19 protein-coding genes, 1 tRNA gene and 1 pseudogene are annotated in these 18964 nt (G+C 67.4%); 13 read left to right on the forward strand and 8 right to left on the reverse strand.

Annotated elements, in window-relative coordinates; genetic code table 11:
- Position 1 precedes the first annotated feature (1 nt).
- On the forward strand, positions 2-622 hold the full coding sequence (locus tag JOY88_RS22155; protein WP_293504817.1) for an urease accessory protein UreH domain-containing protein: 621 nt from the start codon (positions 2-4) through the stop codon (positions 620-622).
- Positions 623-678: 56 nt separating this feature from the next.
- Complete coding sequence (icd, locus tag JOY88_RS22160) at positions 679-1932, forward strand: NADP-dependent isocitrate dehydrogenase (RefSeq protein ID WP_293504818.1); 1254 nt, start codon at positions 679-681, stop codon at positions 1930-1932.
- A 27-nt stretch (positions 1933-1959) separates the two neighbouring features.
- Here the strand turns inward: icd and JOY88_RS22165 are convergent.
- From JOY88_RS22165 to JOY88_RS22175, 3 genes and pseudogenes are all read right to left on the reverse strand, one after another.
- A pseudogene (locus JOY88_RS22165) lies at positions 1960-2796 on the reverse strand (APH(3') family aminoglycoside O-phosphotransferase); the annotation flags it as partial.
- A 146-nt stretch (positions 2797-2942) separates the two neighbouring features.
- On the reverse strand, positions 2943-5180 hold the full coding sequence (locus JOY88_RS22170) for an NADP-dependent isocitrate dehydrogenase (RefSeq protein WP_293504819.1): 2238 nt from the start codon (positions 5178-5180) through the stop codon (positions 2943-2945).
- Between the two features lie 197 nt (positions 5181-5377).
- Positions 5378-5620 carry a cold shock domain-containing protein gene (locus JOY88_RS22175; RefSeq protein WP_293504820.1) on the reverse strand — a complete coding sequence of 81 codons (243 nt, stop codon included), beginning with the start codon at positions 5618-5620 and terminating at the stop codon, positions 5378-5380.
- A 184-nt stretch (positions 5621-5804) separates the two neighbouring features.
- Between JOY88_RS22175 and clpS the strand changes: the two genes are divergently transcribed.
- Both clpS and clpA read left to right on the forward strand, forming a co-directional pair.
- Positions 5805-6185 carry an ATP-dependent Clp protease adapter ClpS gene (gene clpS / locus JOY88_RS22180; protein WP_293504821.1) on the forward strand — a complete coding sequence of 127 codons (381 nt, stop codon included), beginning with the start codon at positions 5805-5807 and terminating at the stop codon, positions 6183-6185.
- Positions 6182-8506, forward strand: a complete 2325-nt coding sequence (gene clpA / locus JOY88_RS22185; RefSeq protein WP_293504822.1) for an ATP-dependent Clp protease ATP-binding subunit ClpA — start codon at positions 6182-6184, stop codon at positions 8504-8506. Before clpS ends, clpA begins: the two co-directional genes overlap by 4 nt.
- 49 nt (positions 8507-8555) lie before the next feature.
- On the opposite strand, the gene JOY88_RS22190 is transcribed toward clpA, so the two are convergent.
- From JOY88_RS22190 to JOY88_RS22210, 5 genes are read right to left on the reverse strand one after another with little or no spacing between them, the layout of a single operon-like run.
- Positions 8556-9332 carry a M90 family metallopeptidase gene (locus tag JOY88_RS22190; RefSeq protein ID WP_524539249.1) on the reverse strand — a complete coding sequence of 259 codons (777 nt, stop codon included), beginning with the start codon at positions 9330-9332 and terminating at the stop codon, positions 8556-8558.
- Entirely contained in the window at positions 9332-10078 is a 747-nt protein-coding gene (locus tag JOY88_RS22195; RefSeq protein ID WP_293504824.1) for a UDP-2,3-diacylglucosamine diphosphatase, read from the reverse strand. The genes JOY88_RS22190 and JOY88_RS22195 overlap by 1 nt, the downstream gene beginning before the upstream one ends.
- On the reverse strand, positions 10075-10572 hold the full coding sequence (locus JOY88_RS22200; protein WP_293504825.1) for a peptidylprolyl isomerase: 498 nt from the start codon (positions 10570-10572) through the stop codon (positions 10075-10077). The genes JOY88_RS22195 and JOY88_RS22200 overlap by 4 nt, the downstream gene beginning before the upstream one ends.
- A complete protein-coding gene (locus tag JOY88_RS22205; RefSeq protein ID WP_293504826.1) occupies positions 10569-11129 on the reverse strand; it encodes a peptidylprolyl isomerase in 561 nt (186 codons plus the stop codon). Before JOY88_RS22205 ends, JOY88_RS22200 begins: the two co-directional genes overlap by 4 nt.
- Before the next feature lie 6 nt (positions 11130-11135).
- Positions 11136-11654: a tetratricopeptide repeat protein gene (locus JOY88_RS22210; RefSeq protein WP_293504827.1), complete on the reverse strand. Its 519-nt coding sequence runs from the start codon at positions 11652-11654 to the stop codon at positions 11136-11138.
- A gap of 123 nt (positions 11655-11777) precedes the next feature.
- On the opposite strand from JOY88_RS22210, the gene cysS reads away from it, so the two are divergent.
- From cysS to JOY88_RS22255, 9 genes are all read left to right on the forward strand, one after another.
- On the forward strand, positions 11778-13148 hold the full coding sequence (cysS, locus tag JOY88_RS22215) for a cysteine--tRNA ligase (protein WP_293504828.1): 1371 nt from the start codon (positions 11778-11780) through the stop codon (positions 13146-13148).
- Positions 13148-13801 carry a DNA-3-methyladenine glycosylase family protein gene (locus JOY88_RS22220; protein ID WP_293504829.1) on the forward strand — a complete coding sequence of 218 codons (654 nt, stop codon included), beginning with the start codon at positions 13148-13150 and terminating at the stop codon, positions 13799-13801. The genes cysS and JOY88_RS22220 overlap by 1 nt, the downstream gene beginning before the upstream one ends.
- Positions 13801-14772, forward strand: coding sequence for an acetyl-CoA carboxylase carboxyltransferase subunit alpha (locus JOY88_RS22225; RefSeq protein ID WP_293504830.1), 972 nt, complete (start codon positions 13801-13803; stop codon positions 14770-14772). Before JOY88_RS22220 ends, JOY88_RS22225 begins: the two co-directional genes overlap by 1 nt.
- Positions 14741-16066, forward strand: a complete 1326-nt coding sequence (tilS, locus tag JOY88_RS22230; RefSeq protein WP_293504831.1) for a tRNA lysidine(34) synthetase TilS — start codon at positions 14741-14743, stop codon at positions 16064-16066. The genes JOY88_RS22225 and tilS overlap by 32 nt, the downstream gene beginning before the upstream one ends.
- Positions 16067-16125: 59 nt before the next feature.
- The gene (locus JOY88_RS22235; protein ID WP_293504832.1) at positions 16126-17400 is read left to right on the forward strand and encodes an aspartate kinase; all 1275 of its coding nucleotides are present in this window, start codon (positions 16126-16128) and stop codon (positions 17398-17400) included.
- A 50-nt stretch (positions 17401-17450) separates the two neighbouring features.
- Positions 17451-17543, forward strand: a tRNA-Ser gene (locus JOY88_RS22240).
- 146 nt (positions 17544-17689) lie between these two features.
- Complete coding sequence (locus JOY88_RS22245) at positions 17690-18145, forward strand: hypothetical protein (protein WP_293504833.1); 456 nt, start codon at positions 17690-17692, stop codon at positions 18143-18145.
- Between the two features lie 38 nt (positions 18146-18183).
- Complete coding sequence (locus JOY88_RS22250; protein ID WP_293504834.1) at positions 18184-18369, forward strand: helix-turn-helix transcriptional regulator; 186 nt, start codon at positions 18184-18186, stop codon at positions 18367-18369.
- 94 nt (positions 18370-18463) lie between these two features.
- Positions 18464-18688 (forward strand): hypothetical protein, encoded by a 225-nt coding sequence (locus tag JOY88_RS22255; RefSeq protein ID WP_293504835.1) that lies wholly within the window; start codon positions 18464-18466, stop codon positions 18686-18688.
- Positions 18689-18964 lie beyond the last annotated feature (276 nt).

The raw sequence follows: 18964 nt of genomic DNA on the forward strand, positions 1-18964 counted from the left end.
GGTGGATGCCGCGCTGATCATCTCCGCCACGCTGATGGGCCTGGCCGGCATGCCGCATTGCGCGGCCATGTGCAGCGCGCCTTGCGCGCTGGCGGGCGGCAAGCGGCCGGTGAAGCTGCTGGCCGGGCGAGTGCTGGGCTATACGGCCGGCGGCGCCCTCGCGGCGGCGTCGGCCGACGCGCTGGCGCGCGCCTCGCAGGGGGCCGCGCTGCTGCAGCCGGTCTGGGCGCTGCTGCAGGCGGCGCTGCTGCTGCTGGGCCTGACGCTGCTGGTCCGCGGGCGCATGCCGGTCTGGCTGGGCGCGCTGAACTGGCGCCCCAAGCCCAGCCGTGCCTTCGTCACCGGGATGGCCTGGGTTGTCATGCCGTGCGGGCTGCTGCATGCGGCGCTGCTGCTGGCGGGCCTGTCCGGCTCGGTGGCCGGTGGTGCCGCCGCCATGGCCGGCTTTGCGCTGGCCAGCACGCCGGGCCTGGTGGTGGCGCCCTTGTGGCGGGCGCGGTTGCTCAAGCGCGGCGCAGGCGGGGAGATGCTGGCCCTGCGCCTGGCCGGCATGGCCCTGGTGCTGGGCGCGGCCTGGGCCCTGGGACATGGGGTTTGGCAGCGGGTCATGCTGGCCTGCTGACGCGGCAAAATCGCCGCGTTCGTTTTTCTCTCGTCTCTCGCGAAAGCCCCCCAGCCATGTACCAGCACATCACGGTGCCCGAAGGCGGCCAGAAGATCACGGTCAATGCCGACTTCTCGCTCAACGTGCCCGACCAGCCCATCGTTCCCTATATCGAGGGCGACGGCACCGGCCTCGACGTCACGCCGGTCATGCTGAGGGTGGTGGATGCGGCCGTGGCCAAGGCCTACGGCGGCGCCCGCAAGATCCACTGGATGGAGATCTACGCCGGCGAGAAGAGCACGCGGGTCTACGGCCCCGACATCTGGCTGCCGCAGGAGACGCTGAAGGCCGTCAAGGAGTACATCGTCTCCATCAAGGGGCCGCTGACCACCCCGGTGGGTGGCGGCATCCGCTCGCTGAACGTGACGTTGCGCCAGGAACTGGACCTCTACGTCTGCCTGCGCCCCGTGCGCTACTTCGACGGCGTGCCCAGCCCAGTGAAGGAGCCCCACAGGGTCGACATGGTCATCTTCCGCGAGAACTCGGAGGACATCTACGCCGGCATCGAGTACGAGGCTGGCAGCGACCAGGCAGCCAAGCTGATCCGCTTCCTGCGGGATGAGATGGGCGTCAGCAAGATCCGTTTCCCTGAGACCTCGGGCATAGGCGTCAAGCCGGTGTCGCGCGAGGGCACGGAGCGGCTGGTGCGCAAGGCCATCCAGTACGCCATCGACAACAACAAGCCCAGCGTGACCATCGTGCACAAGGGCAACATCATGAAGTTCACGGAAGGCGCCTTCCGTGACTGGGCCTATGCGCTGGCTCAGAAGGAGTTCGGCGCCCAGCCGATAGACGGCGGTCCCTGGTGCCGCGTGAAGAATCCGAAGACGGGCAAGGACATCACCATCAAGGACGTCATCGCCGACGCCTTCCTGCAGCAGATCATCCTGCGCCCTGCCGAGTACAGCGTCATCGCCACGCTGAACCTGAACGGCGACTACATCTCGGACGCGCTGGCCGCGCAGGTGGGCGGCATCGGCATCGCGCCGGGCGCGAACATGAGCGATTCCATCGCGATGTTCGAGGCCACGCACGGCACGGCGCCCAAGTACGCCGGCAAGGACTATGTGAACCCCGGCTCGCTGATCCTGTCCGCCGAGATGATGCTGCGGCACATGGGCTGGATCGAGGCGGCCGACCTCATCATCAGCGCGATGGAAAAGGCGGTGCTGAGCAAGAAGGTGACCTACGACTTCGCGCGACTGATGGACGGCGCGACGCAGGTGTCGTGCTCAGGGTTCGGGCAGGTGATGATCGACCAGATGTGATCGGCCTCGCCGGCCTGGCGAGATGAAGAAGCACTCGTCCAGGCACAGGAAGAAGTCCAGCTTGCGGGCGTCTGGCGTGTCGATGCCGCAGGCGGGCCACAGCTGCGCCTGGACGTCGCGCCCGAACTCGGCCAGGCAGTTCCACAGGATGGCCAGGTCCTGGTAGCGGTCGGCCACGCCCAGCCGGCCCAGATCGATCAGGCCGGTGATGCGGAAATCCTCGTCGAGCAGGATGTTGTCGAGCGAGTAGTCGCCGTGGGTCACGACCGGATCGATTGCCAGCGGCAGCAGGCTTTGCAAGGACCGCCAAACTGCGTCGGGCGTCCAGCCCTGGCGGGCGTCGTCGAAATCGTCGGCGTCGATCAACCCCGCGTCCAGGCGCTGGCGCGCCAGCGCGAGGCGTTGCTCCAGGGGCGACTGGAAGGGGCAGTGCAACGCAGGCAACGCATGCAGGCGGGCCAGGCCCCGGGCCAACTCCGCCACGATCTGCGGCGCCCGGTCCGGACGTCGTTGCAGCCATTCATGGGCGGTGAGGCCGGGGACGGCCTGCGTGAGCAGCCAGGCCTGGTGCCCGGTGCATTCGAAATGCACCAGCGGGGCTGCGGGCATCCGGCCGGCCAACCAGCGCAGCCGGGCCATCTCGTCGGCCAGCGCCTGCGCCGTCTGGGCACGGCCCTGTTTGAGGTACAGGTCCGGCTCGCCAGGGCGCTGCAGCCGGTAGACCGCCGCCCCGGCCTCGCCGACGAGGTTGCGGCGCCAGCGGACGCCGTCGAGCCGGGCGGCCAGGCCTGGGGGCAGGGCGGGCGGTCGTGCGGCCTTTTCGCGGCCTGGCGTCACGGGCAGGGCAGGGGGATGTCGCGTCATCGGGTGGGTCTTGCGCGGCGGGCTCGCTGCCAGGGTGGGACGGCGTCGCAGATGGGGGCAACGCCTGTCGTGCGAGCGGGCCGAGAGGGCCGCTGCGGCCAAAAAAATGGGGCGCCATGGCGCCCCGTGTCCTTGGAGGTCGGCGATCAGCCGGCGAGCGAAGCCAGCGCCGCGTTGAACGTCGCGCTCGGGCGCATCACCTGGTCCAGCTTGACCGTGTCCGGCAGGAAGTAGCCGCCGATGTCGGTGGGCTTGCCTTGCACGGCCTTAAGCTCGTTGGCGATCTTGGCCTCGTTGGCGGTCAGCGCCTCGGCCGCGGGCTTGAAGCGGGCGGCCAGCTCGGCGTCCTCCGTCTGCGCGGCCAGCTCCTGGGCCCAGTACAGCGTCAGGTAGAAGTGGCTGCCGCGGTTGTCGATCTCGCCGGTCTTGGGGCTGGGGCCCTTGCCGTTGTCCAGCAGCTTGCCGGTGGCGGCGTCCAGGGCCTTGGCGAGCACCTTGGCCTTGGCGTTGCCGGTCTTGATGCCCAGCTCCTCCAGGCTCACGGCCAGCGCGAGGAACTCGCCCAGCGAATCCCAGCGCAGGTGGTTCTCCTCCACCAGCTGCTGCACGTGCTTGGGCGCCGAGCCGCCGGCGCCGGTCTCGTACATGCCACCACCGGCCATCAGCGGCACGATGGACAGCATCTTGGCCGAGGTGCCCAGTTCCATGATGGGGAACAGGTCGGTCAAGTAGTCGCGCAAGATGTTGCCGGTGGCGCTGATGGTGTCCAGGCCACGGACGACGCGCTCCAGCGTGTAGCGCATCGCGCGCACCTGGCTCATGATCTGGATGTCCAGGCCAGTCGTGTCGTGCTCGTGCAGGTACATCTTGACCTTGGTGATCAGCTGGGCCTCGTGCGGGCGGTAGGCGTCCAGCCAGAACACCACCGGCATGCCGGAGTTGCGCGCACGGTTGACGGCGAGCTTGACCCAGTCGCGGATGGCGGCGTCCTTGCACTGGCACATGCGCCAGATGTCGCCCTGCTCGACGTTCTGGCTCATCAGCACCTCGCCGGTAGCCAGGTCCGTGATGTTGGCGACACCGTCCTCGGGGATCTCGAAGGTCTTGTCGTGCGAGCCGTATTCCTCGGCCTGCTGGGCCATCAGGCCCACGTTGGGCACGGTGCCCATGGTGCGCGGGTCGAAGGCGCCGTGCCACTTGCAGAAGTTGATCATCTCCTGGTAGATGCGGGCGAAGGTCGACTCGGGCATCACGGCCTTCACGTCCTTCAGGCGGCCGTCGGCGCCGTACATCTTGCCGCCGGCACGGATCATCGCGGGCATGGAGGCGTCCACGATGATGTCGTTGGGCGAGTGGAAGTTGGTGATGCCCTTGGCCGAGTCCACCATGGCCAGCTCGGGGCGGTGCTCGTGGCAGGCGTGCAGGTCGCGCTTGATCTCCTCCTGCTTGCTGGCCGGCAGGCTGCCGATCTTGGTGTACAGGTCCACCATGCCGTTGTTGACGTTGACGCCCAGTTCGTCGAACAGCTTGCCGTGCTTCTCGAAGGCCTCGCGGTAGAAGATGCGCACGCAGTGGCCGAACACGATGGGGTGGGACACCTTCATCATGGTGGCCTTGACGTGTAGCGAGAACATCACGCCGGTCTTGCGCGCATCCTCGATCTCACGCTCGTAGAAGGCCAGCAAGGCCTTCTTGCTCATGAACATGGAGTCGATGACCTCGCGGTCCAGCAGCGAGACCTTGGACTTCAGCGTGATGGTCTTGCCGCTCTTGGTGATGAGCTCCATCTTCACGTCGCGGGCGCGGTCCAGCGTCATGGACTTCTCGCCATGATAGAAGTCGCCGTCGTGCATGTGCGAGACGTGCGAGCGCGAGGCCTGGCTCCACTCGTCCATGCGGTGCGGGTTCTTGCGGGCGTATTCCTTGACGGCCTTGGGCGCGCGGCGATCCGAATTGCCTTCGCGCAGCACCGGGTTCACGGCCGAGCCGATGCACTTGTTGTAGCGGGCGCGGACGTCCTTCTGCTCGTCGGTTTCGGGCTTCTCGGGGAAGTCCGGGATCTTGTAGCCCTTGTCCTGCAGTTCCTTGATGGCGGCCTTCAACTGGGCTACCGAGGCGCTGATGTTGGGCAGCTTGATGATGTTGGCCTCGGGCTTGAGCGTCAGCTTGCCCAGCGCGGCGAGGTTGTCGGGCACGCGCTGCGCCTCGGTCAGCAGCTCGGGGAACTGGCCCAGGATGCGGCCGGCCACCGAGATGTCGCTGGTGACGACGTCGATCCCAGCCTGTGCCGCAAAGGCCTTGACGACCGGCAGCAGCGAGGCCGTGGCCAGGCGGGGCGCTTCATCGGTCAGGGTGTAAACAATCTGGGTCTTGTCGGCGGTCATGAAGTCTTCCGGTAAGTGTGCAATCCGTGCGGCGCAAAGCGGCGGGGCGCGGCACGCAGGGCATGAACTCTAGCAAGCCGCCCACGCAGTTGGCTGACGGGGCCTCGCCGGAGCCGCCAGGCGCTGGTCGGGACGGGCAAGACAAAGCCCCGTGGCCTGCCGGCACACGGGGCTCGGGGCGCGCCTGCGCCTGCGATTCAGGACACCAGCGGCTGCTCGGCGGCGAGGGCGGCAGCCTCCATGGGCGTGATGTTCTGGGCCAGTTGCCCCTTGGGGCCTTGAACCAGCTCGAACTGCACCTGACTGCCCTGCTTCAACGTCCGGAAGCCTTCCATCTGGATCGCCGAGAAATGGGCGAAGACATCGTCGCCGCCGGCTTCCGGTTCGATGAATCCAAAGCCCTTGGCATCGTTGAACCACTTGACTTTGCCCAGTGCCATTGTTTTGTCTCCATTGTTGTGGCACCTCCCAGCGGAGGCGGACATGGATTCTGGTAGCGCAAAAATCAGCGTCAATTCGGGACCTTCCCGCCCGGGTTCTCCCTGGGACGGCTTGCAAATCCGGCCGCCGCCGCCAACTGCCCGCAGTCGGCGGGGAAATGACCCCCGTCGATAGAATCAACCCATGCCTGTGCTGCCCGTTTTTTCACCGCGAAACCAGTCGACTCCGCCCCCTCCCGCGCCTCCCCTGAAGCCGGGCCGGGACGAAGGCGAAGGGGCGGTCGTCGTCGAGCGCCAGACGCAGAAGACCGAGCCCCCACGGCTCTATCAGGTTCTGCTGCTGAACGACGATTTCACGCCAATGGAGTTTGTAGTCATGGTTCTGCAGGAATTTTTCCGGCATGACCTCGATACGGCGACGCAGATCATGCTCAAAATCCACCACGAGGGTCGCGGGGTCTGCGGTGTCTTCACCAAGGACGTCGCCGCGACCAAGGTGGAGTTGGTTTCGGCCGCCTCCCGGCGAGCTGGCCACCCCCTGCAGTGCATTATGGAGGCCGCATGATTGCGCAAGAGCTTGAAGTCAGTTTGCACATGGCGTTCGTCGAGGCACGCCAGCAGCGGCACGAATTCATCACCGTCGAGCACCTGCTGCTCGCCCTGCTCGACAACCCCAGTGCTGCCGAGGTGCTGCGCGCCTGTGCCGCCAACCTGGACGATCTGCGCAAGAGTCTGACGCAGTTCATCAAGGAAAACACGCCCATGGTGGGCGGCAACGACGAGGTGGACACCCAGCCGACGCTGGGCTTCCAGCGCGTCATCCAGCGCGCCATCATGCATGTGCAGAGCACCGGCAGCGGCAAGAAGGAAGTGACCGGCGCCAACGTGCTGGTCGCCATCTTCGGCGAGAAGGATTCGCACGCCGTCTACTACCTGCACCAGCAGGGCGTCACGCGCCTGGACGTCGTCAACTTCATCGCCCACGGCATCAAGAAGACCGACCCCGAGCCGCCCAAGAACCCCGAGGGCCAGGGGCCCGGTGGGCAGGAGGGCGAGCGCGAGGAAGGCGAGGGCGGCGCCGCCAAGGCCTCGCCGCTGGAGCAGTTCACGCAGAACCTCAACCAGCAGGCCAAGGACGGCAAGATCGACCCGCTGATCGGCCGCGAGGCCGAAGTCGAGCGCGTCGTGCAGGTGCTGTGCCGTCGCCGCAAGAACAACCCGCTGCTGGTGGGCGAGGCCGGCGTGGGCAAGACGGCCATCGCCGAGGGTCTGGCCTGGCGCATCACCGAGGGCGAGGTGCCCGAGGTGCTGGCCGACGCGATCGTCTACTCGCTGGACATGGGCGCGCTGCTGGCGGGCACCAAGTACCGCGGCGATTTCGAGCAGCGGCTGAAGGCGGTGCTGAAGGCGCTGAAGGACCAGCCCAACGCCATCCTCTTCATCGACGAGATCCACACGCTGATCGGCGCCGGCGCTGCATCGGGCGGCACGCTGGACGCGAGCAACCTGCTCAAGCCAGCGCTGTCCAGCGGTGCGATGAAGTGCATCGGCGCGACCACCTTCACCGAGTACCGCGGCATCTTCGAGAAGGACGCGGCGCTGAGCCGCCGCTTCCAGAAGGTGGACGTGGCCGAGCCCTCAGTCGAGCAGACCATCGAGATCCTGAAGGGGCTGAAGAGCCGATTCGAGGAGCACCATTCGGTCAAGTACGCGCTGGGCGCGCTGCAGGCCGCGGCCGAGCTGTCGGCCAAGTACATCAACGACCGCCACCTGCCGGACAAGGCCATCGACGTCATCGACGAGGCGGGCGCCGCGCAGCGCATCCTGCCCAAGAGCCGGCAGAAGAAGACCATCACGCGGGCCGAGGTGGAGGATATCGTCGCCAAGATCGCGCGCATCCCGCCCGCCTCGGTCAACAGCGACGACCGCAGCAAGCTCAAGACGCTGGACCGAGACCTCAAGAGCGTCGTCTTCGGCCAGGACCCGGCCGTCGATGCCCTGGCCGCCGCCATCAAGATGGCGCGCTCGGGCCTGGGGCGGCCCGACAAGCCGGTGGGCAGCTTCCTGTTCAGTGGCCCCACGGGCGTCGGCAAGACCGAGGTGGCCAAGCAGCTCGCCTACATCCTGGGCATCGAGCTGATCCGCTTCGACATGTCGGAGTACATGGAGCGCCACGCCGTCAGCCGCCTGATCGGCGCGCCTCCCGGCTATGTGGGCTTCGACCAGGGCGGCCTGCTGACCGAGGCCGTCACGAAGAAGCCGCACGCGGTGCTGCTGCTGGACGAGATCGAGAAGGCCCACCCGGATGTCTTCAACGTGCTGCTGCAGGTCATGGACCACGGCACGCTGACCGACAACAACGGGCGCAAGGCCGACTTCCGCAACGTCATCATCATCATGACGACCAACGCGGGTGCCGAGGCGCTGAACAAGTCCACCATAGGCTTCACGACGCAGCGCCAGCAGGGCGACGAGATGGCGGACATCAAGCGCCTGTTCACGCCGGAGTTCCGCAACCGCCTGGACGCCATCGTGTCCTTCCGCCCGCTGGACGAGGAGATCATCCTGCGCGTGGTCGACAAGTTCCTGCTGCAGCTCGAAAGCCAGCTGCAGGAGAAGAAGGTGGAGGTCAGCTTCTCCGACGCGCTGCGCAAGCAGCTCGCCAAGAAGGGCTTCGACCCGCTGATGGGCGCGCGCCCCATGCAGCGCCTCATCCAGGACACCATCCGTCGTGCGCTGGCCGACGAGCTGCTGTTCGGTCGCCTGGTCGACGGCGGCCGCCTCAGCGTGGACGTGGACGACAAGGGTGAGACGGTGCTGGACATCCAGCCGCTGCCCAAGGCGAGCAAGGACGGCAAGCCCAAGGCCGAGCCGGCGACGGCCTGAGCCTTCGGGCTCTGGCGACGAAAGGGACGCTTCGGCGTCCCGTCTTCGTTCAGCCCGCCGGGTTCTGCTTGAAGAACCCGGCCAGCAGCTCGTACATCGCCGGCTCCTCGGCGCGCATCGCGGCCGGGGCGACGAAGAAGGCCTCGACGGCGACCGCGAAGAACTCCTCGACGGCCTCGGCGCCATAGGGGTCGATCAGCGTGGCCTCGCCAGCGTCGACGCGTTCGCAGAAGCGCGTCCATTCGGCGTCGATCACCGCGATCCAGCGTTCCCGCTCATCCGCACCGCCCAGTGGCGGCACACCGTCGGCCAGGCCGTCGCGCATGTCGATGACGTGGGCGAACTCGTGGATGACGACGTTGAAGACCTCGTCGACACCGAACTGCGCCGGGTCGTTGCTGACGGCGATGGCGTTCCATGCCAGCATCAGCGGGCCGCCCTCCATCGCCTCGCCGGCCAGTTCCTCGTCGTACTCGTGGACGACGCCGTTCTCGTCCTCGAAGCGACGCTGTGCGAGCACCTCGCCGGCGTGCATGACGATGCCCACGAAGCCGTCATACCAGGACAGGCCCAGCCTCAGCACCGGCAGGCAGGCCTGGGCGGCAACGGCGACGGCGACCTCGTCGGTCACCTCAAAGCCGTCGACGCCATGGAATTCCTTGGTCGACAGGAACAGGCTGCACAGGCGGCGCAGCTCGGCGAGGTCGTCCTCGCCGCGTGCGGACAGGAAGGGGTAGCGCAGCAGCGTGAGCTGCCACAGTTGGTCGGGGATGGCGTGGCGCTCGACGGCGCGCTGCTCGCGCCATCGGCTCAGGGCTTTCAGGATCACGGTGACAGGCGTTGGAGGCCCGCCGCCGACAGGCGGATCACGTCGCCGCGCGCCGGCGTCGTGTCGAAGTCCCAGTCCGACAGCACGACGCGCGTCAGCCCGTCGCCCAGGTCATGCTCGGCGGGGCGGTGCGTGTGGCCGTGGATCATGATCGTCGCGCCTGCCTCGCGCAGCAGCGCGCGGCAGGCCTCGGCATCGAGGTCGGTAGCCATCAGCTGCTCGGCCTGCGCGGCACGGCTGCCTGCGCGCATCTGGCGGCCCAGCGCCTGGCGGGCCGCCAGCGGCTGCGCCAGTACTTGGGCCTGCCATTCGGGCGAGCGCACCTGGCGACGGAAGGCCTGATAGGCGGTGTCGGCCAGGCATTGGGCGTCGCCGTGCACCAGCAGCCAGCGCCGGCCGAAAGCCTCCAGCGCGGTGGGGTCGGGCAGGGCGGTCATGCTGCTGGCGGTCCGCATGTCGGCACCGACGAGGAAGTCGCGGTTGCCGGGCATGAAGAAAAGGTCCAGCCGCGCGCCCGCGGCGCGCAGCATCGCCGTGATGCCGGCCTCGAAGGGCTCGTGGCGCACGTCGTCGCCCACCCAGACCTCGAAGATGTCGCCGAGCAGCAGCACCGCGTCGGCGGGCGTCTCGGCGAGGTGCTTCTCAAGGCGGGCCAGCGTACCCGGCGTGTCCGGCCCGAGGTGGAGGTCGGACAGCAGGTCGATCTGCTGCCAGTGCGCCGGCGCCGCGAAGCGTGGGATCAAACTTCGGCGGCCTTCTCGATCACGACGGCTTCGACCGGCACGTCGGCATGGCCACCCGCGCGGCCGGTGCGGACCTTCTCGATTTTGTCGACGATGTCCTGGCCCTCGATGACCTTGCCGAACACGGCATAGCCCCAGCCCGAGGGCGACTCGGACTTGAAGTCCAGGAAGCCGTTGTCGACCGTGTTGATGAAGAACTGGGCGGTGGCCGAGTGCGGCGCGTTGGTGCGCGCCATGGCCAGCGTGTACTTGGCGTTCTTCAGGCCGTTGCCGGCCTCGTTCTGGATCGCGGCGTCGGTGGGCTTCTGGCTCATGCCGGCGTCGAAGCCGCCGCCCTGGATCATGAAGCCCTTGATGACGCGGTGGAAGATCGTGCCGTCGTAGTGGCCGTTGCGGACGTAGTTGAGGAAGTTGGCGACGGACAGCGGGGCCTTGGCGGCGTCCAGCTCGATGAGGATGTCGCCGTGGTTGGTGGTGAACTTGACTTGGCTCATTTTTTGACGGGCTCGACGAGAGCCTTGGTGATGAAGATGGGTTTGACGGGCAGGTTCTGGTGCATGCCCCGCGACGCCGTCTCGGCCGCGCGAATCTTGTCGACGACGTCCATGCCCTCGACGACCTGGCCAAAGACGGCGTAGCCGGTGCCGATGCGACCGACGTCGGCGTCGAGGAAGATGTTGTCGACGACGTTGATGAAGAACTGCGACGTCGCCGAGTTGGGGTCGTTGGTGCGCGCCATCGCGACCGTGCCGCGCAGGTTGGACAGGCCGTTGCCGGACTCCAGTGGGATGGGCGGTTTGGTCGGACGCTGGTTCAGCTTGGCGTCGAAGCCGCCGGTCTGCACCATGAAGTTCGGGATCACGCGGTGGAAGATGACGCCGTTGTAGTGGCCGGCCTTCACGTACTGGATGAAGTTGGCCACCGACTTGGGCGCCTTCTCGGCGTTGAGCTCGATGCGGATGTCGCCTTCGGAGGTCTGGAGCTTCACGGTCTGCGCCGAAGCGGCCGTGGCGGCCAGCAGGGCGGCGAGCAGGAGGGCGGTCTTGGTCATGCGGGCTTAGCGGGGCTTGTTGAGTTCGTTGGTCAGCGCCAGCGTGCGGCTGATCTTGCCGGCGAGGGCGTCGCTGGGCGCCAGCGCGGCCTTCTGCGCGCGCTGGTAGGCGCGCAGGGCCAGGCGGGTCAGCACGTCGCCGAGGTTTTCCTGGGCCTGGGCATGCTCGGGCTGTAGGCGCAGGGCCTGCTCCAGCGCGGCCTTGGCCTCGTCCAGCTCGCCGGCGGCGGCGTGCAGCACGGCGAGGTTGTTGTAGGGGTCTGCCAGGTCGGGGAAGTCCTGGGTCAGCCGCTTGAAGATGGCCATCGCCTTGGCGCGCTCGCCCAGTTCCATGCGCATGACGCCCAGCGCGAAGCGCAGCTGCAGGTCGTCCGGCGTGCGGGCCAGGGCCTGCTCGACCTGCTCGACGGCCTGGGTCTTCTGGCCGGCCAGCCACAGGCGCTGGGCACCGGCCAGGTCTTCGGCGCGGGCCGGCACGGCGGCCAGCGCTGCAAGCAGCGCAAGGGTGGGGAGTGGCAGGCGCATGGGGGTTGGGGCTGGGGGCGGCGTCAGGGGCGGCCGCTATACTGATTTCATTCTATGAGCCCCGCCTGGCCGGCCCCGGTGCGGGGCTTCTTGTTGGTGGCTCTTGCCCCTGGTTTCCGTCTCATGACCCTGCGCGTCCACAACTCCCTCAGCCGCACCCTCGAAGACTTTCAGCCGCTCGTGCCGGGCCAGGTGCGCATGTATGTGTGCGGCATCACGGTCTACGACCTGTGCCACATGGGGCATCTGCGCATGAACATGGCGTTCGACGTCATCTACCGCTGGCTGCGTGCCAGCGGCTATGCCGTCACCTATGTTCGCAACATCACCGACATCGACGACAAGATCATCAGGCGCGCCGTCGAGCGTGGCACCACCATCCGCCAGTTGACTGAAGAGATGACGGCCGCGATGCACGAGGATTTCGCCGCCGTGGGGCTCTTGCGTCCCGACCACGAGCCACGTGCGACCGAGTACGTGCCGCAGATGCTGTCGCTGATCGAGCGCCTGGAAGATCGCGGCCTGGCCTACCGCGCCGAGGGCGGCGACGTGAACTACTCGGTGCGCAAGTTCGCCGGCTACGGCAAGCTCAGCGGCAAGAGCTTGGACGACCTGCGCGCCGGCGAGCGCGTGGCGGTGGACGACGGCAAGCTGGACCCGCTGGACTTCGTGCTGTGGAAGGCCGCCAAGGCCGAGGAGCCGGCGGACGCGAAATGGGCTGCCCCCTTCGGCGAAGGTCGCCCGGGCTGGCATATCGAGTGCTCGGCGATGAGCTGCGCGCTGCTGGGCGAGAGCTTCGACATCCACGGCGGCGGAAGTGACCTGCAGTTCCCCCACCACGAGAACGAGATCGCGCAGAGCGAGGGCGCCGGCTACGACTTCGCGCGCTACTGGCTGCACAACGGCTTCCTCAACGTCGACGGCGAGAAGATGTCCAAGAGCCTGGGCAACTTCTTCACCATCCGCGACGTGCTGCGCAAGTTCGACGGCGAAACGCTGCGCTTCTTCATGCTGCGCACGCATTACCGCCGGCCGTTCAACTTCAGCGATGCCCACCTGGAAGACGCTCGCACCGCGCTGACGCGGCTCTACACGGCGCTGGACGCGGTGCCGCCGGCCGACGTCGCGATCGACTGGGCTGAGCCCAGCGCCGCCACATTCAAGGCGGCCATGGACGAGGACTTCGGCACGCCCGGCGCCGTCGCCGTGCTGTTCGACCTCGTCAACGAGGTCAACCGCGACCGCTCGCCGCAGAAGGCCGGCCTGCTGAAGGCCCTTGCCGGCGTGCTGGGCATCCTGCAGCAGGAGCCGCGTGCCTATCTGCAGGGCGGCTCGGGCGGCGATGCCGCCTGGATCGAGGAGCGCATCGCCGCGCGCGCCGCGGCCAAGGCGGCCCGGGACTTCGCCGGTGCCGACGCGATCCGCGCCGAACTGTCGGCCAAGGGCGTCACGCTGAAGGATGGCGCCGGCGGCACGACCTGGGTGAAGAGCTGATGGCATCCAAGACCCCCGCCGAGGTCGTGCCCGAGGTGGTCCCGCCCTATTGGGACGAGGCCTGCAAGCATCTGGTCAAGCGCGACCGGGTCCTGAGGAAGCTCATCCCGCAGTTCGGCGAAGCCCGCCTGCAAAGCCGCGGCGATGCCTTCGCGACGCTGGCTCGCTCCATCGTCGGCCAGCAGATCTCGGTCAAGGCGGCGCAGTCGGTCTGGAACCGCTGGGCCGCGCTGGCGCCGAAGTTCCAGCCGGCCGCCGTGCTGGCCATGGGCGTGGAGGAGCAGCGCTCCGCCGGCCTGTCGGCGCGCAAGGTCGAGTACCTGCGCGACCTGGCCGAACATTTCGACTCGGGCCAGGTCCATGTGTCCCAGTGGGCGCAGATGGACGACGAAGCCATCATCGAGGAGCTGGTCGCGATCCGCGGCATCGGCCGCTGGACGGCCGAGATGTTCCTGATCTTTCACCTGATGCGCCCCAACGTGATGCCGCTGGACGACGTCGGCCTGTTGAAGGGCATCAGCCTGAACTATTTTTCCGGCGAGCCCGTGTCACGCGCCGAGGCCCGCGAAGTCGGCGACGCCTGGGCGCCTTACCGTTCGGTAGCGGTTTGGTACATTTGGCGTAGCCTGGATCCCCTACCGGTGGATTACTGATGAGCAAGAAACATTTTCTCGAATTCGAGCAACCCATCGCGGAACTCGAGACCAAGATCGAAGAGCTGCGCTACGTGCAGAGCGAGTCGGCCGTCGACATCTCCGAGGAGATCGACCGCCTCTCGAAGAAGAGCCAGCAGCTGACCAAGGAGGTCTACTCCAACGTCGCGCCCTGGCAGGTCTACCAGATCGCCCGCCATCCGCAGCGGCCGCAGACGCTGGACTACTGCTCGGAGGTCTTCACCGAGTTCCAGGAACTGCACGGCGACCGCCACTTTGCGGACGACGCCGCCATCGTCGGCGGCATCGCGCGCTTCAACGGCCAGGCCTGCATGGTCATCGGCCACCAGCGCGGCAGCGACGCCAAGGAGCGCACGCTGCGCAACTTCGGCATGCCGCGCCCGGAAGGCTACCGCAAGGCCTTGCGCCTGATGAAGCTGGCCGAGAAGTTTGGCCTGCCCGTCTTCACCTTCATCGACACCATGGGCGCCTACCCAGGCATCGGTGCCGAGGAGCGCAGCCAGAGCGAAGCCATCGGCCGCAACATCCTTGAGATGGCACAACTCGAAGTGCCCATCATCGCCACCGTCATCGGCGAGGGCGGCTCCGGCGGCGCGCTGGCCATCGGCGTGGCCGACCAGGTGCTGATGCTGCAGTTCGCGGCCTATTCCGTCATTTCGCCCGAGGGCTGCGCCTCCATCCTGTGGAAGAGCAGCGAGCGGGCCTCAGACGCCGCCGAGGCGTTGGGCATCACGGCGCATCGGCTGAAGGCTCTGGGTCTGATCGACAAGATCGTCAGCGAGCCGGTGGGCGGCGCCCACCGCGATGCCAAGCAGATGGCCTCCAACCTGAAGCGCGCGCTGTCCGACGCGCTGCGTCAGGTCAGCGACCTGAAGACCGGCGAGCTGCTGGACCGTCGCTACGAGCGCCTGCAGGCCTATGGCCGATTCGGCGACACCAAGAACCGTTGATCCCACCGGTGATGCCGTAGCGGTCGCCTTCAGCGGTGGCCTGGATTCCACGGCGCTGCTGCATGCCGCGACCCGCGTCGCCTGCAGGATTGCAGGGCAGCGGGTCGTGGCCCTTCACGTCCACCATGGCCTGCAGGCCCAGGCCGACGACTGGGCCGTGCATTGCGAGCGCACAGCCAGAGAGCTGGGTGCCGAGTTCTCATGCACCCGCCTGGGCGGCAGCCCCGCGGCGGGCGACAGCGTCGAGGCCTGGGCCCGCGCGGGCCGGCATCGCGCCCTGCATGACATGGCCGTCGCGGCCGGCGCGGACCTCCTGCTGCTGGCCCAGCACCGACGCGACCAGGCCGAGACCTTTCTGCTGCAGGCCATGCGCGGCGCCGGCAGCGCCGGCCTTGCGGCCATGCCCAGGACGCAATGGCGCGACGGCGTGTGCTGGGCGCGGCCCTGGCTGGACCGGCCGCGCGAGGCCATCCAGGCCTATGCCGAACAGCATGGCCTGAACTGGATCGAGGATCCCAGCAACGACGACACGCGCTACGCCCGCAACCGGCTGCGCCGGCTGCTCTGGCCGGACTTCGCGTCGGCGGAGGCGGGGCTGGCGCAGGCCGCCCGCTGGGCGCAGCAGGCCGACGCGTTGGCCGCCGAGGTCGCGACGCAAGACCTGGCGCTGCTGGCGACGGCGGAACGCCTGGACCTGGCAGCCCTGTCGACCCTGTCGCCCGCGCGGGCCAGCAATGCGCTGCGAGCCTGGCTGTCGGCGCACACGGCTGCGCCGGCCAGCCTGGTCAAGCGCCTGCCGGCCGAATGGCGGCCGGGGGGCACGATGTCCTGGCCCGCACCCGGTGGCGAGCTGCATGCCTGGCGCGACGGGCTGTTCTGGGCGCCGCAGTCCCCCGCGCCGGCCGCCACGGCCCAGCTCGACCTCAGCCGCCCCGGGCGCTATCCGCAGCCCGCCTGGGGCGGCACCTGGCTCGTCGAGTCGGCGGGGCAGGGCGTTGCCGCCGCTCGCCTCGCCCACCTGACCCAGCGCGGCCGGGGCGGCGCCGAGCAGTTCCAGCGTGCGCCGGCTTCCGTCCCGCGCAGCCTGAAGAAAGCCTGCCAGGAGGCCGGGCTGCCGCCCTGGCGGCGCGGCGGGCCGCTGTTGTTCGATGCCCGGCAGTGCCTGGTCGCCGTCGCCGGACTTGGCATGGACGCTCGTGCCTTCGCCGATCAAGAGGAGCCCAGGCTTGCTTTGCGCTGGCTGGAGGACTCAGCCTTGCCACAGAGCGAAGGCGAGGGCGGGGCGGCCGCATAAAATCGGGGGTTTGCGAGCATGCCGTCCCGGCGGCTCAACTTAAGCCTTCGCTCAAACACATGGCTCTGATCGTCCACAAGTACGGCGGCACCTCGATGGGGTCCACCGATCGCATCCGCAACGTGGCCAAACGCGTCGCCAAATGGGCGCGTGCCGGCCACCAGATGGTGGTCGTGCCGTCTGCGATGAGTGGTGAAACCAACCGCCTGCTGGGCCTGGCCAAGGAGTTGTCGCCGGCCAGCATGAGCGCGGAAGTCAACCGAGAGCTGGACATGATCGCCGCCACCGGCGAGCAGGTCTCGGTGGGCCTGTTGGCCATCGCACTGCAGGCCGAAGGCGTGGCTTCGGTCAGCTACACGGGCTGGCAGGTGCCGGTGGCGACCGACTCGTCCTACACCAAGGCCCGCATCGAGAGCATCGACGACAAGCGCGTGCGCGAGGACCTCGCGGCCGGCAAAGTCGTCGTCATCGCCGGTTTCCAGGGCATAGACGCCGACAACAACATCACGACGCTGGGTCGCGGGGGCTCCGACACCTCGGCCGTGGCCATCGCCGCCGCGATGCAGGCCGACGAATGCCTGATCTACACCGACGTGGACGGCGTCTACACGACGGACCCGCGCATCGTCCCCGAGGCGCGCCGCCTGCACACCATCAGCTTTGAAGAGATGCTGGAGATGGCCTCGCTGGGCTCCAAGATCCTGCAGATCCGCTCTGTGGAGTTCGCCGGCAAGTACAAGGTGCCGCTGCGCGTGCTGTCCAGCTTCACGCCTTGGGACATCGACATCAACGAGGAAGCCAAGTCCGGCACCCTGATCAGTTTTGAAGAGGACGAAAAAATGGAACAAGCCGTCGTTTCGGGCATTGCCTTCAACCGTGACGAGGCCAAGGTGACGCTGCTGGGCGTGCCCGACAAGCCCGGCATCGCCTTTCAGATCCTGGGGCCGGTCGCCGAGGCCAATATCGACATCGACGTCATCATCCAGAACGTCTCGCAGGACGGCAAGACCGACTTCTCCTTCACCGTGCACCGCAACGACTACGCGCGCACGATGGACCTGCTGCAGAACACGGTGGGTCCGGCCACCAACGCGGCCAAGGTCGTCGGCGACCCCAAGATCTGCAAGGTCTCTATCGTCGGTATCGGCATGCGCTCGCATGTGGGCGTGGCCAGCAAGATGTTCCGCGCGCTGAGCGAGGAGGGCATCAACATCCAGATGATCTCCACCAGCGAGATCAAGACCAGCGTCGTCATCGACGAGAAGTACATGGAACTGGCCGTGCGCGCGCTGCACAAGGCCTTCGACCTGGACCAGGAACAGCAAGTCGCCTGACTTTCTCGCGGAAGCCCGTGTATTCCTGGTATAGAATGCATGGCTGTGCTGGAGTCGTGACCGAGTGGCCGAAGGTGCTCCCCTGCTAAGGGAGTATGTGGGCAAAACCTGCATCGAGGGTTCGAATCCCTCCGACTCCGCCAAAGCACTAGTAAATACGGGCCCTAGCGGCCCGTTTTTGCTTTTCACCCATCATTCCGCCCATCAATCCGTTTGAAACTGGGTGACTCTCTGTGAGACAGGCAACGCAAGCCGGTTGTCTCACGCGCCGGCCGCCGAGACGACAGCGATGCTTGCCGATTTCGACCAACTTGCCGCCGGCGTGTTCGCCGCACCGGCCCCTGGAGACCTGAGCCACCGCCGAGGCGGCCCCACTGGCGCGGACAGCCTTGGTGTTCGCTTCGACGGTCCGGAGACGTTCAAGGCGTGGCACCAAGTGCCCGTCGCTGAGCTGTGGCAATGGCTGGCTTTGATGACGTTCCTGGACCCGTCCACCATCCCGCTTGAGGCGGCGCTGGCCAAGCAGGTGCGGCCGCGATCCGCGGTCAGGCTGTTTCAGAACCGGGTGGCGCTGCTGAGCAGCTTGGAGCGCGCAGCCGTGGCAGTGGTCCGGACGCAGATAGCCCGGGTCGCAGCTTGGTCGCTCTGGGAGAGTTCACTGACTGGGCGCATCGCATCGGCCTGCCATTGCCGGCAGAGTTCCCCCGTGCCAGCGGTCAGAAAAAGGGCCGACGTGCGGCCGTAGATTCAGAATTCCTCCGTCAGTCGGACCTGATCCCGGCCATGCTGCCGTTCTCGGCTGCCACGCTCTGGCGGAAGGTCAAGGCAGGCGAGTTCCCAGCGCCGGTGAAGCTCTCGGCTGCAGTGACGGCTTGGCGGCGTGAGGAAGTCGAAGCGTGGATGGCAGTCCAGAGTCAACCAGCGGCGAAGCGACGCTCTCGGAGAACTGCGGCGTTGGACTCGGCGTAGAGAACAACGAAAAATGGCTGGGCGAAGCAAAGAACCGCGAGATGGCGTGATGCGGCTTGATGCATCGGCTTTAGCTGTTGCTAAAATTGCACTCATGTTCAAGAAGCCGCCATTGCTTGAGAAGCCAGCTCAGCAGCGCCTGCAGAAGGTTGCCGCCAAGCGGGCTCGCGCCGCGAAGGCAAAGCGAGCTGTATTCTTGGCTCAGGTTAAGGCTACGGCGCCGACTGAGGAGACACGGGAGCAAGCTAGTCGCTTGGTTGACCGCGTCCGGGCCGCCAAGGCCGCGCCTTTTCTCCAGCAATACCGTCTCGTAGGCTGATGCCTCTCGCGGCCGACGGCTACGGCCTGCTGCCGATTGACGAGGTTACGGGCGAAGACTTGCTCATTGGATTTCACTGCGGCAAGCAGCACTTAGACGAGTTTCTAAGCGGGCAGGCACTTGATTGGCCCCCGGCGGCCACCCAAACTCCCCCACTGATGGCCACCCCAAATTCCCCCACCCCGGCGCCGTCGCGATGACGAGCTGAGGTCGCCGCACGCGGCGCCGGGCTGACCCGGCAGGACGTTACTTTGCGCCCCCTCTGAAGCCGAGGGA

Source organism: Roseateles sp., assembly GCF_019237615.1.
GTDB lineage: Bacteria > Pseudomonadota > Gammaproteobacteria > Burkholderiales > Burkholderiaceae_C > Pelomonas.